The organism is Streptomyces sp. NPDC059092, assembly GCF_042756365.1.
GTDB lineage: Bacteria > Actinomycetota > Actinomycetes > Streptomycetales > Streptomycetaceae > Streptomyces.
On record NZ_JBHZEJ010000037.1, the window covers coordinates 1 to 16,279 of the forward strand.

Annotated in this window: 2 protein-coding genes; one reads left to right on the forward strand and one right to left on the reverse strand. The window is 73.1% G+C overall.

Going from position 1 to position 16,279, the window contains the following annotated elements:
- A partial coding sequence (locus ACFXPL_RS21565) for a type I polyketide synthase (RefSeq protein WP_384921787.1) occupies positions 1-15,034 on the reverse strand: 15,034 nt, incomplete at its 3' end.
- Positions 15,035-15,355: 321 nt separating this feature from the next.
- Here ACFXPL_RS21565 and ACFXPL_RS21570 point away from each other — a divergent pair.
- The gene (locus tag ACFXPL_RS21570; protein ID WP_384921790.1) at positions 15,356-16,258 is read left to right on the forward strand and encodes a 2OG-Fe dioxygenase family protein; all 903 of its coding nucleotides are present in this window, start codon (positions 15,356-15,358) and stop codon (positions 16,256-16,258) included.
- The last annotated feature ends 21 nt before the right edge of the window (positions 16,259-16,279 follow it).

A 16,279-nucleotide genomic window follows, 5' to 3' on the forward strand; every position in this document is an offset into this window, starting at 1 on the left:
CCGCCCACAACACCGGCTGCACCACATCCACCCGACCCAACGCCGCCCCATCCCCCAGAACCTCCAGCAGAGAAACATCAAGGTAGGGCTCCAGAACAACCGCACACTCCCCCATCCGCTCGGCGAACACCGGCACCTCCGCCAGCAACTCCACCGCCATCCCCACCCACTGCGACCCCTGCCCCGGAAACACGAAGACGACGCGGTCGTCGGAGGTGGTGCCGGTGCCGTGTACGACATCCGGCGTCCGGCGCCCCTCCGCCAGGTCCGTCAGTCCGTTCGCCAGCTCGGCGCCGCTCGCGCCGAGAACCACCGCCCGGTGGCCGAACGCGGTCCGGGTGGTGGCCAGGGCGTGGCCGATGTCGGTGGCCGAGGCCGCGTCCACGGTCAGCGGCAGCAGTCGCCTGGCCTGTTCCCTCAGCGCCGCTTCGGACTTGGCCGACAGCGTCCAGGGCACGACCGTACCGTCGGGGGCCGCACCGCTCTCCTGGGCTGCGGCGTCCGGGCCCTGCTCCAGGATGACGTGGGCGTTCGTACCGCTGATGCCGAACGACGAGACCCCGGCGCGCCGCGGGCGGCCGGTGTCCGGCCAGTCGCGCGGCTCCGCCAGGAGCTTCACGGTGCCGGGGGACCAGTCGACATGCGGCGACGGCTCCTCGGCGTGCAGGGTCCGGGGCAGCGCGCCGTGGCCCAGGGCGAGCACGGTCTTGATGACGCCCGCGACGCCTGCCGCGGCCTGGGTGTGGCCGATGTTCGACTTCACCGAACCCAACCACAACGGCCGCTCCGGGTCACGCCCCTGACCGTACGTCGCCAACAACGCCCCCGCCTCGATCGGGTCACCGAGGGTCGTCCCCGTACCGTGCGCCTCCACCGCGTCCACATCCGACACCCCGAGCCCCGCGTCCGCCAACGCGGCCCGGATCACCCGCTGCTGCGCCACACCGCTCGGCGCGGACAGACCGTTGGAAGCACCGTCCTGATTGACCGCACTCCCCCGCACCACCGCAAGCACCCGATGACCCTCACGCCGCGCGTCCGACAACCGCTCCAACACCAGCACCCCCACACCCTCGGAGAAGCCCGCACCGTCCGCGCCCACGCCGAACGGCTTGCTGCGGCCGTCGGGGGCCAGGCCGCCCTGTCGGGTGAACTCGGTGAACACCCCCGGGGTCGACATGACGGTGACACCGCCGGTGAGGGCGAGGTCGCACTCGCCCTGACGGAGTGAACGGGCGGCGAGGTGCAGAGCGACGAGGGAGGCGGAGCAGGCCGTGTCGACGGTGATGGCCGGTCCCTCCGTACCGAGCGTGTAGGCGACGCGGCCGGACAGCACGCTGCCGATGTTGCCGGTGGCGACGTATCCGGCGGTCTCCTCGGGGACGTCGGGGCTTATGGCGAGGTAGTCCCCGCCGTTGGTGCCGGTGAAGACTGCCGCACGAGTGCCGTGCAGAGTCGTCGGATCGATGCCCGCCCGCTCCAGCGCCTCCCAGGAGGTCTCCAGCATCAGCCGTTGCTGCGGGTCCATCGCCAGCGCCTCACGCGGCGATATGCCGAAGAACTCGGCGTCGAAGTCGCCCGCGTCGTAAAGGAAGCCGCCCTCACGGGTGCGCGAGGTACCGACGCGGTCGGATCCGGGGGCGTCGAGGGCATCGAGGTCCCAGCCGCGGTCGTCGGGGAACGGGGTGATGGCGTCGCCTCCCTCCTGGAGCAGGCGCCACAGGTCCTCGGGCGAGCGGACGTCGCCGGGGAAGCGGCAGCTCATGCCGACAATGGCTATCCGGTCCTCCACGTCTCCCGCGACCGCGACCGTGACGGGTGCGGGTGCGGGTGCGGGCTCCGTGCCCGGAGTGTCACCGAGGATCTCCTTCCGCAGGTGGGCGGCGAGCGCGCGGGCGTTGGGATGGTCGAAGACGATGGTGGGCGCCAGTCGCAGGCCGGTCACGCCGTTGAGCCGGTTGCGCAGTTCGACGGCGGTGACGGAGTCGAAGCCGAGATCCCGGTAGGCCACGGTGGGGTCGACCGCGTCAGGTCCCCGGTGGCCGAGGACCACAGCGATCTGCTCGCGGACGAGGTTGAGGAGGACGGCCTGCTGCTCGGCGCGGCCGCCCGGACCGGCGAGCCGGGCCGCGAGGTCCCCCGGTCCCGTGGCGGTGCCCGGTACGGACTCGTCCGCCGGTGCGGTCGCGGCGAGCCGTTGCACGTCGGGCAGGTCCGCGAGAAACGGGCTGGGCCGGGTGGCGGTGTAGGCGACATGGAACCTGTCCCACTCCACGTCCGCGACCATGACGGCCGGCTCGCGGTCGCCGGCCGTCATGATCAGGGCGGCGGCCGCGAGGTCGGGTGCCATGACGGGCAGGCCGTGGCGGCCGGCCGTCGCCTCGATGTCGCCCTCGGTCGCCATGCCCCGCTCGTCCCAGATGCTCCAGGCGACGGAGGTGGCGGGCAGTCCGAGGGCGTGCCGCTGTTCGGCGAGGGCGTCCAGGTAGGCGTTGCCGGGGGCGTAGTTTCCCTGTCCGGAGGCTCCCAGGGTGCCGGCCAGGGAGGAGAACAGCACGAAGGCGTCCAGGTCGGCGTCCCGGGTCAGTTCGTGCAGGTGCCAGGCGCCGTCGGCCTTGACCCGCAGGACCCGGTCGATCTGATCCGGGGTGAGGCGTTCGATGACGGCGTCGTCGAGGACGGCGGCGGTGTGCACGACGGCCGTCAGCGGGCAGTCGTGGGGCACGGCGGCGAGCAGCCGGGCGAGCTCCGCGCGGTCGCCGACGTCGCAGGCGGCCACGGTGACGCGTACGCCGGCGGCCTCCAGCTCGGCGCGCAGCTCGGCCGCGCCGGGCGCGCCGGAGCCCCGGCGGCTGGCCAGCAGGAGGTGTTCTGCGCCGGAGCTGGCCAGGTGGCGGGCCACCCGGGCGCCGAGTCCTCCGGTGCCACCGGTCACCAGGACGGTGCCGCGCGGACGCCACTGCGGACGCGATCCGGCGGCGGCACGGACGAGACGGCGGACGAAGGCGCCGGAAGGGCGCAGGGCGACCTGGTCCTCGCCGGTGGTGCCGGTGAGGACCGCCGCGAGGAGGCGGCCCGTGCGGGTGTCGGGCCGGGCGGGCAGGTCGACGAGGCCGCCGAACCGCTCGGGGTGTTCCAGGGCGGCGATCCTGCCCAGGCCCCACACCATGTGCTGCGCCGCCGCGTTGCCCCGGTCGGTCCGGACGTCCTGGCCGGTGGCGGTGACCGTGTCGTGGGTCAGGCACCACAGGGGAGCGCCGGTTCCGGTGTCGCCGAGGGCCTGGAGCAGGGCGGTGGTCGTGGTGAGGCCGGTCCGGGAGACCCCGTCCTCGGAGGCCGGGCCGTCTGCGACGGACAGCAGGGACAGTACGCCCGTGAACGGCCCCTCGGGCAGCAGGCGGGCGATGTCCTCCCGGGTGGCGGTGTCGGGCAGGACGAGCGTGGTGACGTCACCGCCGTGGTCGCGTACGGCGGCGGTGACCACTTCGGCGTACTCGGCCACGACCGCGTACTCGGTCACGACGGCGGAGTCGGTGGGGGCGGCGGAGTCGGTGCGGGCGGCGGGGACGGCCACCAGCCATGTGCCGGTCAGGGCGGGGGTGTCCGGCAGGGGCGCGGGAGCCCAGTGGGTGCGATAGAGCCATGAGTCGACGGTGGCCGTCGCGAGACGGTGCCGACGCCAGGTACGCATGGCGGGCAGAACTCGGGCGAGGGATGTGCCGTCGACATCGAGGACGTCCGCCAGGATGTCGGCGTCGCCGCTCTCCACAGCCTCCCAGAAGCCGGTGTCGTCGGCGTGGCCGGTGGTGTCCTCGGGAACGGCTGCCTTCCGCAGGGTGGCGGGGTCCCACCAGTAGCGTTCGCGCTGGAAGGGGTAGGCGGGCAGGTCGACGCGGCCGGCCCCGGTACCGGCGAACACCCGGGCCCAGTCCACCGGGACGCCGTGCGCGAAGACCTCGCCGAACGAGGTGAACAGGCGCCGGCTCCCACCGTCCTCACGGCGCAGTGTCCCGGCCACCACCGCCTCGTGGTCGGCCGATTCCAGGGTCTCCTGCACCGCGGCGGTCAGCACCGGATGGGCGCTGCACTCGACGAACGCCCCGAAGCCCGCGACGGCGAGGGCACGTACGGCCTCTTCGAAACGGACGGGGCGGCGGAGGTTGCGCACCCAGTAGCCGGCGTCCGGCACCTCGTCCCGGAGCCAACCGCCGGTGACCGTCGAGAAGAACGGAACCTCGGCACGCCCCGCACGCACCGGCCCGAGGTCGGTCAGGATCCGCTCGGTCAGGGCGTCCACCTGTGCCGAATGTGAGGCGTAGTCGACGGCGACGGGCCGGTATCGCACCGCGTTCCGTTCGCACCGGGCCCGAAGCGCGTCGAGCCCTTCAGGGGTGCCCGAGACAACGGTGGCGGTCGGCCCGTTGACCGCGGCGACGGCCACGGAGTCCGTGAGGTCCGCCATGAGGCGACGGACCTCGTCCTCGGATGCCGCCACGGCCGCCATGCCGCCGTGGCCGGCGAGTTCGGCGGCGATGGCCCGGCTCCGCAGAGCCACCACCCGCGCCCCGTCCTCCAACGAGAGAGCACCCGCGACCACCGCGGCGGCGATCTCACCCTGCGAATGCCCCACCACCGCAGCCGGACGCACCCCGAACGACTCCCACACCGCCGCCAAAGACACCATCACCGCCCACAGCACCGGCTGCACCACATCCACCCGACCCAACGCCGCCCCATCCCCCAGAACCTCCAGCAGAGAAACATCGAGATACGGCTCCAAGGCGACCGCACACTCCCCCATCCGCTCGGCGAACACCGGCACCTCCGCCAGCAACTCCACCGCCATCCCCACCCACTGCGACCCCTGCCCCGGAAACACGAACACCGTCCGCGGCACGACGTCCTCGCCGGGCACCACGCCGGCGTCCCCGGCGCCGCGCGCCAACGCCTCCACCGCGTCCAGGAGTTCCTGCCGGGTGGCGCCCGCGACCACCGCGCGATGCCCGTGCACCGCACGACCGGTGACGAGCGCAGCTCCGACGGCGGTGGCGGACACCTCGGGCCGCGCCTCGACGAACGAGGCCAGCTGCTCCGCCTGGTCCCGGAGCGCTGCACGGCCACGCCCGGACAGCACCCATGGCACGACCGTGAGGTCACCGTGTTCAGTGCCGGACTCGGCGGGAACCGGCGGCGCCTCTTCCACGATCACGTGCGCGTTCGTGCCGCTGATCCCGAACGACGACACCCCCGCACGCCGCACCCGACCGGACTCCGGCCAGTCGCGTGCCTCCGCCAGAAGCCGCACGCCACCAGAGGACCAGTCGATATGCGGCGACGGCTCCTCGGCGTACAGCGAGGCGGGCAGCACCCCGTGGCGCAGCGCCTGCACCATCTTGATGACGCCGGCCACGCCGGCCGCGGCCTGGGTGTGGCCGATGTTCGACTTCACCGAACCCAACCACAACGGCCGCTCCGGGTCACGCCCCTGACCGTACGTCGCCAGCAACGCCCCCGCCTCGATCGGGTCACCGAGGGTCGTCCCCGTACCGTGCGCCTCCACCGCGTCCACATCCGACGCCCCGAGCCCCGCGTCCGCCAGAGCCTCCTGGATCACCCGTTGCTGCGACGGCCCGTTGGGCGCTGTCAGACCATTGCTGGCCCCGTCCTGGTTGACGGCCGAGCCACGGACCACGGCCAGCACCCGGTGCCCCTCGCGCCGCGCGTCCGACAACCGCTCCAGCACCAGCACGCCCACACCCTCGGAGAAGCCCGCACCGTCCGCGCCCACGCCGAACGGCTTGCTGCGGCCGTCCGCCGCCAACCCCCGCTGCCGAGCGAACTGGATGAAGGTGCTCGGGGTGGACATGACGGTCACGCCGCCGGCCAGCGCCAGGTCGCACTCCCCCGACCGCAGCGCCCGACCGGCCAGATGCAGCGCCACCAGCGACGACGAACACGCCGTGTCCACCGTCATCGCCGGACCCTCGAAACCGAACGTGTACGCCACACGACCGGACAGGACACTGCCGGTGTTGCCGGCCAGCACGAGGCCCTCGACGTGCTCGGGGATCCGGTCCAGAGGCGGGGCGTAGTCGTGGTAGATCTGGCCCGCGAAGACCCCGGTGCGGCTGCCGTGGAGGCCGCTCGCGTCGAGCCCCGCCTGCTCCAGCGCCTCCCAGGACGCCTCCAGCATCAGCCGCTGCTGCGGGTCCATCGCCAGCGCCTCACGCGGCGATATGCCGAAGAAGCCCGCGTCGAAGAGTGCGGCGTCGTACAGGAAGCCGCCTTCGCGGGTGTACGACGTGCCCGGGTGGTCGGGGTCGGGGTGATAGAGCGCGTCGTGATCCCAGCCGCGGTCGGCCGGAAAACCTCCGATGCCGTCGGTGCCGGTGGACACCAGCTCCCACAGGTCCTCCGGACTGGTCACACCGCCGGGGTAGCGGCAGGCCATCCCGACGATCGCGAGAGGCTCGTCGGCGGCAGCGGTGAGCACCGGGCTTTCCTCTTCGGACGCGGCGCTTTCCTCTTCGGTGGCGGAGCTCTCCTCTTCGAGTGCGCGGCCGACCAGTTCGTCCACCAGGAACGCGGCCAGCACGGTGGGGGTGGGATGGTCGAACAGCAGTCCGACGGGCAGGCGCAGGCCGGTCTCGACCTTCAGCCGGTTGCGCAGTTCGAGTGAACTGAGCGAGTCGAAGCCGATGTCCTGGAAGGGCCGTGCGACGGGGACACGCTCGGCCGACGCGTGGCCCAGGACGGAGGAGGCCAGGTCCCGGATGAGGCCGAGGACCATCTCGGCCCGCTCGTCCGGTGCCAGGGCCGTCAGGCGGTCGGCGAACGTTCCGTCGCCGTCCACCGGTCGAGGGCCGCCCACCGGTCGAGGCGGGTGGACGATGCCGCGGAGCAGCGCGGGGATCCCGTCCCGCGCGGCCTGCTCACGGACCGGCCGCGTGTCCAGCTTCGCGGGAACCACCAGCGGCCTCCGGTCGGCGACCGCGCGATCGAACAGGGCGAGGGCCTCGCCCTCGGGCATCGGCCTCACCCCGAGCCGCGCCAGCCGCGTCCGGTCGGCGGTGTCGAGGCCCGAGGCCAGACCGCCGCTGCGGTCGTCCTGATCCCACAGGCCCCAGGCGTGGGACTGTCCCGGCAGGCCGAGGTGGGCACGGTGCGCGGCCAGCGCGTCGAGGAAGGTGTTGGCGGCGGCGTAGTTGGCCTGCCCTCCGCCGCCGAGCACGCCGGAGACCGAGGACAGGAGGACGAACGCGGTCAGCGGGTCCCCGCGGGTGAGTTCGTGCAGGTTCCAGGCGGCGTCCACCTTGGGGCGCAGCACGGCGGCGAGTTGGTCGGGCGTCAGGGAGGTGACGACACCGTCGTCGAGGACGCCCGCGGCGTGCACCACCGCGGTGAGGGTGTGGTCGGTGCGGATGCTCGCGAGTGTGGCGGCGAGGGCCTCGTGGTCCGCCAGGTCGCACGCGAGTGTCGTCACCGCGCAGCCCGCCTCGGTGAGTTCGGCGGTGAGGTCCCGGGTCGCGTCGGGCCCGCGTCGGCTGACGAGGACGAGGCCGCGTACGCCGTGTTCCTGTACCAGGCGCCGGGCGAGCAGCCGACCGACATGCCCGGAGGCGCCTGTGAGCAGGACCGTGCCGCCCGGGCCGAAGGGTGTGGCGGTGTCGGCCGGGCCCGTGACGCGGGCGAGCCGAGGGGCGTGGGCCCGGCCCGCGCGCAGCGCGATCTGGGGTTCGGTGCCGGCGACGACAGCGGGCAGGAGCCGCAGCGATTCCGGGTTCCGGTCCGTGTCGGCCAGGAGGAATCGTCCGGGGGTTTCGGTCTGCGCGGTGCGCAGGAAGCCCCAGACGGTGGCCGCGGCGACATCGGTCACCGGGTCCGGTCCGACAGCGCTCTCGGTGACGGCGAGGAGGCGGGTGGTGGCCAGCCGGTCGTCGAGGAGCAGGGCGCGGGCGGCCTCCAGGACCGCCGCCACATGCCCGTGGGCGGTGGTCACCGTGTCGCCGTCCGGCTGCGGTACGAGCCACACGAGGACGTCGGGCGCGGTGGCACCGGCGTCCAGGGCGGTACGCAGGTCGTCGAGGTTCCGGTAGGTGTCCGGGGCGGCGCCGCGGTCCCGGAGCACGGCCAGGGCCGGGCGGCCTCGATCACCGTCCGTCAGCAGGGCCCAGTGGCCGCTGGACCGCGTATCGCCGGGCAGCGTCAGCGGTTCCCATGTCACGGTGAACAACGAGCGGGCCGCCGCGCCCGAGGAGGCGGTGAGGCGCGCGGTGTCGGCCGGCCGCAGCGCGAGCGATCCGATGCTCGCCACCCGGTGCCCGGACGCGTCGGCGAGGTCAAGGGAGACGTCGTTGTCGCCGGTGCGGGCGATCCGGGCGCGCAGCGAGCGGGCACCGGCGGTGTGCACCGCGACCTCGTTGAAGGCGTACGGCAGCCGCAGTCCCCCTCCTGGCGGGCCGGTGGTGATCACGGCGTGCAGAACGGCGTCGAGGAGTGCCGGGTGGAGGGCGAATCCTGGTTCGTCCGCGGGGTCGGCGCCGTCCCGCTCGGGCGATCGCGCCTCGGCGTAGACGGTTCCGTCGGCGGTTTTCCAGAGCCGGGTGAGGCCCTGGAAGGCAGGCCCGTAGACGTACCCGGCGTCGGCCAGTTCGGCGTAGGTGCCGGTGAGGTCGGTCTCGGGGGTGTCCGTGGGCGGCCAGACGGCGGCCCAGTCGGGTGCGGCGAGGGGTGCGGCGGGAGGCGCGCCGACGGTCGCCGTGGCGTGGTGCGTCCAGGGCGTTTCGGCGTCGCCGGTGCCCGGACGGCCGTGGGCACCGGGCCGGGTGTGGATGGTGACGGTGGCGCGACCTGGCATGTCGGCCGCGGGGGTGACGGTGACCTGGACGTCCGTGGCGTCGCCCGGCGCGGGCAGCGGCACCGGGGCGTGCAGAGTGAGTTCGTCGACGTACGGGGTGCCGTACCGCTCGCCCGCCTGTGCGGTCAGTTCGAGCAGGGCCGTTCCGGGCAGCAGCGGGAGCGCGCCGACGGCGTGGTCGTAGAGCCAGCGGTGGGTGTGGAAGGTGAGCCGTCCGGTCAGGACGAGGGTTTCGCCGGTGGCGGTGCGGACGGCCGCGCCCAGCAACGGGTGACGGGTGGGGATGAGTCCGGCGGCGGCCACGTCGAGGGTGCCGGTGCCGCTGTCGAGCCAGTAGCGGTCGCGCTGGAAGGCGTAGGCGGGCAGGTCGACGCGGCGGGCTCCGGTACCGGCGTAGGTCTGCGTCCAGTCCACCGGGACGCCGTGTGTGAACGCCGCGCCCAGCGAGGTCAGCAGGCGCCGCAGACCGCCGTCGCCACGGTGCAGCGATCCGACCACGACCGCCTCACGACCGGCCGCCTCCAGCGTTTCCCGCACGTTCCCGGCCAGCACCGGATGGGCACTGCACTCGACGAACGCGCCGAAGCCGTCGGCGGTCAGCTCGCGTACGGCTTCCTCGAAACGGACGGGCCGGCGGAGGTTGCGCACCCAGTAGGCGGCGTCCGGCACCTCGTCCCCCAGCCAGCCACCGGTGACCGTCGAGAAGAACGGAACCCCTCCACGACCCGCACGCACCGGCCCGAGATCAGCCAGAATCCGCCCGGCCAGAGCATCCACCTGCGCCGAATGCGACGCGTAATCAACAGGGATACGACGTGCCCGTACACCATCCGTCCCGCACACCGCCAGCAGAGCCTCCAACGCCCCGACATCCCCGGAAACGACCGTCGCGGCAGGGCCGTTCACCGCCGCCACCGTCACCCGCCCCCCGTACACGGCGAGAAGCCCCTCCACCTCCGCCACCGACCGCTGCACCGCGACCATCCCACCGTGGCCGGCCAACTCAGCGGCGATGGCCCGGCTCCGCAGAGCCACCACCCGCGCCCCGTCCTCCAACGAAAGAGCACCCGCCACCACCGCGGCAGCGATCTCACCCTGCGAATGCCCCACCACCGCAGCCGGACGCACCCCGAACGACTCCCACACCGCCGCCAAAGACACCATCACCGCCCACAACACCGGCTGCACCACATCCACCCGACCCAACGCCGCCCCATCCCCCAGAACCTCCAGCAGAGAAACATCAAGGTAGGGCTCCAGAACGACCGCACACTCCCCCATCCGCTCGGCGAACACCGGCACCTCCGCCAGCAACTCCACCGCCATCCCCACCCACTGCGACCCCTGCCCCGGAAACACGAACACCGTCCGCGGCACGACGTCCTCGCCGGGCACCACACCGGCGTCCCCGGCGCCGCGCGCCAACGCCCTCACCGCGTCCAGGAGTTCCTGCCGGGTGGCGCCCGCGACCACCGCACGATGCCCGTGCACCGCACGACCGGTCGCCAGTGAGACACCCACATCCAGCGCGGACGCCTCCGGCCGTGACTCCACGAAGGCTGCCAGCCGCTCCGCCTGTCCCCGAAGCGCCCCGCCACTCCGCCCGGACAGCACCCACGGCACCACCGACGGAACATGACGCGCGCCGGCCGGTTCGGCCGCGGCCGGGGCCTCCTCGACGATCACGTGCGCGTTGGTGCCGCTGATCCCGAACGACGACACCCCCGCGCGCCGTGCCCGTCCGGTCTCCGGCCAGTGGCGTGCCTCCGCCAGAAGCCGCACCGCTCCGGAGGACCAGTCGACACCGGACGACGGCTCCTCGGCGTACAGCGAGGCGGGCAGCACCCCGTGGCGCAGCGCCTCGACCATCTTGATCAGACCGCCGACCCCGGCGGCCGCCTGGGTGTGGCCGATGTTCGACTTCACCGAACCCAACCACAACGGCCGCTCCGGATCCCGCCCCTGACCGTACGTCGCCAGCAACGCCCCCGCCTCGATCGGATCGCCCAACCGCGTCCCCGTACCGTGCGCCTCCACCACGTCCACATCCGACGCCCCGAGCCCCGCGTCCGCCAACGCGGCCCGGATCACCCGCTGCTGCGCCACACCGCTCGGCGCGGACAGACCGTTGGAAGCACCGTCCTGATTGACCGCACTCCCCCGCACCACCGCAAGCACCCGATGACCCTCACGCCGCGCGTCCGACAACCGCTCCAACACCAGCACCCCCACACCCTCGGACCACGCCGTTCCGTCCGCGTCCGCCGAGAACGCCTTGCAGCGGCCGTCCGCCGCCAGCCCTCCCTGCCGGTCGAACTCGCGGAACATCCCGGGTGTCGCCATGACGGTGACACCGCCGGCCAGCGCCAGGTCGCACTCCCCCGACCGCAGCGCCCGACCGGCCAGGTGCACCGCCACCAGCGACGACGAACACGCCGTGTCCACCGTCATCGCCGGACCCTCGAAACCGAACGTGTACGCCACACGACCGGAGATCACGCTCGGGGTACTGCCCGTGAGGAGGTGTCCGGAGAGGTGGTCAGGGGCTTGGTGCGCACGGGGGCCGTAGTCGTGCGTGGTGGCGCCGACGTAGACACCGGTGGCCGAGCTCCGCAGACCGGCCGGATCCATCCCGGCCTGCTCCAGCGCCTCCCAGGAGGTCTCCAGCAGCAGCCGCTGCTGCGGGTCCATCGCCAGCGCCTCACGCGGCGATATGCCGAAGAAGTCCGCGTCGAAGTCCGCGGCCCCGTCGAGGAATCCACCGCCGGGAGCGGGATCGCCGGAGCCCGCACCGTACCGCTCCGTCGGGGCCCAGCCGCGGTCCTCGGGCCAGGTGGCGGCGGCGTGCGCGCCTTCGTCGACCATGCGCCACAGGTCGTCCGCCGAGGCGACGCCGCCGGGGTAGCGGCAGGCCATGCCGACGACGGCCAGGGGCTCGTCCGCGTCACGCCCCGAACTGACCTGCCGGCCCGTGTCGGTGCCGGCCGGTTCGTCGCCGAGGTGAGTGGCGAGCGCCGTGGGCGCAGTGGGCGTCAGGTGGTCGAACACCGCACCCGCCGTCGGCGGCACTCCCGTGCGCGCCGCAAGCCCCCCGGCGAGCTCCTCGGTCATGACCGAATCGGCACCGAGGCCCTCGGGCTCGTCCACGCCATGCCGGGAACCGATGTCCCGGCCGATGTCCCGGCCGGTGCCGGTGCCGGTGCCGGTGCCGGTGCCGGTGCCGGTGCCGGTGCCGGTCAGACGGTCGCCGAGGTGAGTGGCGAGCGCCGTGGGCGTCGGGTGGTCGAACACCGCACTCGCCCTCAGCGGCACTCCCGTACGCGCCGCAAGCCCCCCGGCGAGCTCCTCGGTCATGACCGAATCGAAACCGAGGTCCTTGAAGGTCAGTGCCGGGTTGACCGGGCCGGTGTCCTTCATGACGACGCGGGCCTGCTCACACACCAGCTCGCGCAGCGCGGCTCCACGCTTCGGCCCGGTGAGCGCGGCCAGTCGGGCGGTGAGCTCGGCGCCACCGTCCGCGGGCTCTCCGGCCGGGACGGCAGCGGTGTCGGGGGGCGCGGCGCCCGTCACGGCGGGCCCCGCGCCCGTCACGACAGGCTCGGCGGTGGCCTCGGCGGTGGTCGGTGACGGCAGGCCGTCCAGCCAGAACCGCCGACGCTGGAACGGGTAGGTGGGAAGATCGACGCATCGGGCGCCGCCCAGCAGGGGCGCCCAGTCCACGTCCGCGCCCGCCACCCACAGCTGCGCCAGCGCCCTGACCGGGGCATGCCGTTCGTCCTCCCCCTCACGGATCAGCGCCACGGCGGTGGGAAGTCCCGTCGCGTCCGCGCCCGAGGCGTGTACCGACTCCTCGACCAGAGGTGTGAGCACGGCCTTCGGGCCGATCTCCAGGAATGCCGACACGCCGTGGTCCCGCATCGCGGCGACGCTCTCGGTGGACCGGACCGTCTCCCCGGTCTGCCGCATCCAGTACGCGGGGTCCTGCAAGAGCCCCGGTTCCGCCGGTGCTCCCGTCACGTTCGACGCCACCTTCAGCCGCTGCACGCCGAACTCGACCGAGGACAGCACCTGGTGGAACGCCGCCGGTATCGCCCCACCGGCCGGCGCGGCCTCCATCAGCCAGCCGCGCGCCAGCACCACTCGCGCGGCGTCCCGCAACGACCACACGCCCGCCACATGCGCGGCCACCAGCTCCCCCGCCGAGTGTCCGGCCACCATCGACGGCTCGACACCCCACGACGTCACCAGACGCCACGCGGCCACACCGAACGCGAACAACCCCGGCTGGGCCCAGCCGGCACCGCCCGGTCCGGATCCCTCGGCGACGGATCCGTCAGCGACGGATCCCGGGCCATCGGCCCCCTCCGCCATCACCCGCCGCAGACCCGCGCCGAACGCCCCGCGCTCCACCGCGAACCGCTCACGCGACTCCGCCGACAGCCCCACCGCGTCGGCGACCTCCGCGGCCACCTCGTCGAACGCGCCGCACACCTCCGCCAGCGCCTCGGCGAACACCGGGAAGGCGGACAGGCCCGTACCCATGCCGCCGCGCTCCGGGCCCTGCCCGGAGAACACCACCCCCACGTCGCCCGGCGTCGCCTCGCCGGAGAGCAGGACGCCGGGCGCCGCCGTCCCGTCGGCGAGTCCGCGCACCCCGGCCAGCAGGTCCTGGTGCGACGGCGCCACGATCGCCGCACGCCGTTCGAAGGCGCTCCGTGACGACGCGAGGGACCACGCGATGTCCGCCACCGAGCTTTCCGTGCCGTGGACCGCGTCACCGCTCGCGAGGCGGGACGCGGCGTCGCGCAGGGCGGCCTCGCCGCGTCCGGACAGCAGCCACGGCACCGCGGGAAGGGCCGCCGGTGCGGCGACCGGCGCAGGCGACCGCGGATGCCAGTCGCTCAGCACCACATGGCAGTTGGTGCCGCCCATGCCGAAGGAGCTGACACCGGCGACGAGTTCGCGGCCGGGCGCCGGGTCGCCGGGCCACGGACCGAGCCGCCGCTGGACGCGGAGGTTCAGTTCTGCCAGCGGGATACGGGGGTTGGGGTTCTCGAAGTGGAGACTGGCGGGCAGCCTGCGGTGCTTGAGCGCGAGGACGGTCTTGATGAGGCCCGCGATGCCGGCGGCACCACCGAGGTGACCGATGTTGGTCTTGACGGAGCCTACGGCGAGGGGACGGTCGGCGCGGCGGTGGCGGCCGATCGCCTCGCCGAGCGCGGCGGCCTCGACGGGGTCCCCGGTGGGGGTGCCGGTGCCGTGCAGTTCGACATAGTCCACGGCGTCGGGGGAGATTCCGGCGCTCCGGTACGCGCGGGTGAGGACGTCGGACTGGGCGGCGGCGGTCGGCGTGGTGAAGGTCGCACCGGCCGGGTCGTTGTTGGTGGCGCTGCCGCGGACCAGGCACAGGACGCGGTCGCCGTCGGCGACCGCGGAGCCGAGACGTTTCAGGACGACGGCGCCGCCGCCCTCGCCCGGTACGTAGCCGTCGGCGCGCTCGTCGAACGTGAAGCAGCGGCCTCGCGGAGACAGGGCGCCCAGACGAGCGGCGAGCAGCACGCTCTGGGGCAGCAGATGAAGGTTGACGCCGCAGACGAGCGCGGTGTCGGACTCTCCCGTGCGCAGGCTCTCGCCCGCCAGATGCAGGGCCACGAGGGAGGAGGACTGGGCTGAGTCGACCGTCATGCTCGGACCTCGGGCGCCGAGGAAGGCGGCCAGGCGGTTGGCGATGACACCGCGCTGCACGCCGGGCAGCGCGTGCTGCGTGGCGAGCGCCTGGACGTGCGGGAAGAGCAGATGCGCGTAGTCGTCCCCGGTGACGCCGACGAACGTGCCGAGCCGGCTCCCGCGCACCTGCTCCGGCACGATCCGGGCGTCCTCCAGTGCCTCCCAGCCGAGTTCCAGGACGAGCCTCTGCTGGGGGTCGACGAACGGCGCCTCACGCGGCGAGATCCCGAAGAACGCGGCGTCGAACTCCTCGACGTTGTCCAGGAAGGCACCCCAGCGGGGCGTCTGCCCGGCGGCGGGGTCCGTCCAGCGGCCGGGCGGCACCTCGCCGACGCTGCTCCCGCCGGCGGCCAGCAGCCGCCACAGCCCGTCCGGGTTCTCCGCCCCGGGAAAGCGACATGAGACACCGACGACGGCAAGCGCCGTTTCCTGGCCGCCCGCTGCCCTCATGAGTGCGACTCCCTTGACCCTGGAAAGAAAGCGGAAGAACGTAATCGAGACCTGCTCCGCGGACCTCCAGAATTACATTCCGGATTCTGCGGCAGCATTATTCCCGTGGAAGCATTCCACGGGGTTCCCCCATGGTTCCCCGCGCGGGCGCGGAAGGCATCCGTGAACGCCGCCGTTACGACGTCGACCAGGCGGCTTCCGCCGCATTGCGGCGCACCGTCTTCCGAACGGCATTGCCTTTCCGGGTTGGCCGGTGGTAGACCTGACGCTAATTCCCGCGGCTCGTACCGCACCTATCCTGGAGGAAAATCGGGAATGCCGATGGACAGTCTGACTTCCGAGATCGCAGAGATACGTTCGTCCTATGTCCGTGACCGTCTCGCCTTCGTACCCGGCGAGCGGATGGTCCGCATCGTGCAGGCGCTGGGCGCCACGGACGAGGACCTCGACCGGCTCGTCACCGTCAGCGACGCCCTGGAGAGCGATCCGACGCTCCCGTTCCGTAAGACCCGCACCGGGCGGTTCGGCTTCGACCCCGGCGCCATGGAAGTGCGGCGGCTGGAGTTCCAGCCGTTCATGCTGTCCACGGAGGACGACTTCGTGCGGCACGACGCCGGGCAGGTCCGGGTCTTCGACGAGATCCGCGACGACCTGCAGCTGAACACGGCGCTCCAGGCGCTGTTCGTCTTCAAGTACATGGTGTTCGACGGGATGGCGGTCGAGCACCGCCCGAAGCTGGACTACGACAGTGACCGCTGGGTGTGCACACTGCTGAACGTGCGTACCACCACGACCCGTGACCTGATCGGCGAACCGGCGCTGGAGGGTGTGCACAGCGACGGCGTCGACCACACCATGACCACGTATCTGGGCAGCACCAACATGACCGAGGACAGCGCGGTCACGTTCCTGCACGAGATGGACGAGGTCAACGGCGTCCGCTGGCACGAGACCGACCCGGATCTGGTGCGTGCTCGCGCCCAGCACCGCGACTTCCTCGACACGTGTCTGATCGTCGACCACGAACTCAAGCACAGCGTCTCGACGCTGCACGCGGCCGATCCGGACCGGCCGGCCACCCGTGACCTGCTGGCGTTCCTGACCCGCCGGCCGGTGGGCGGGGGCCACCACTCGTACGAGTTCGACTCGCCGGCGCCGCATTCGACGCTGCCGATGACGGTGGCGCTGAGCACCTTGGACGAGTCGACGCGCACCGCCGGCTGACCTCACGGCGGTCGATCCGGC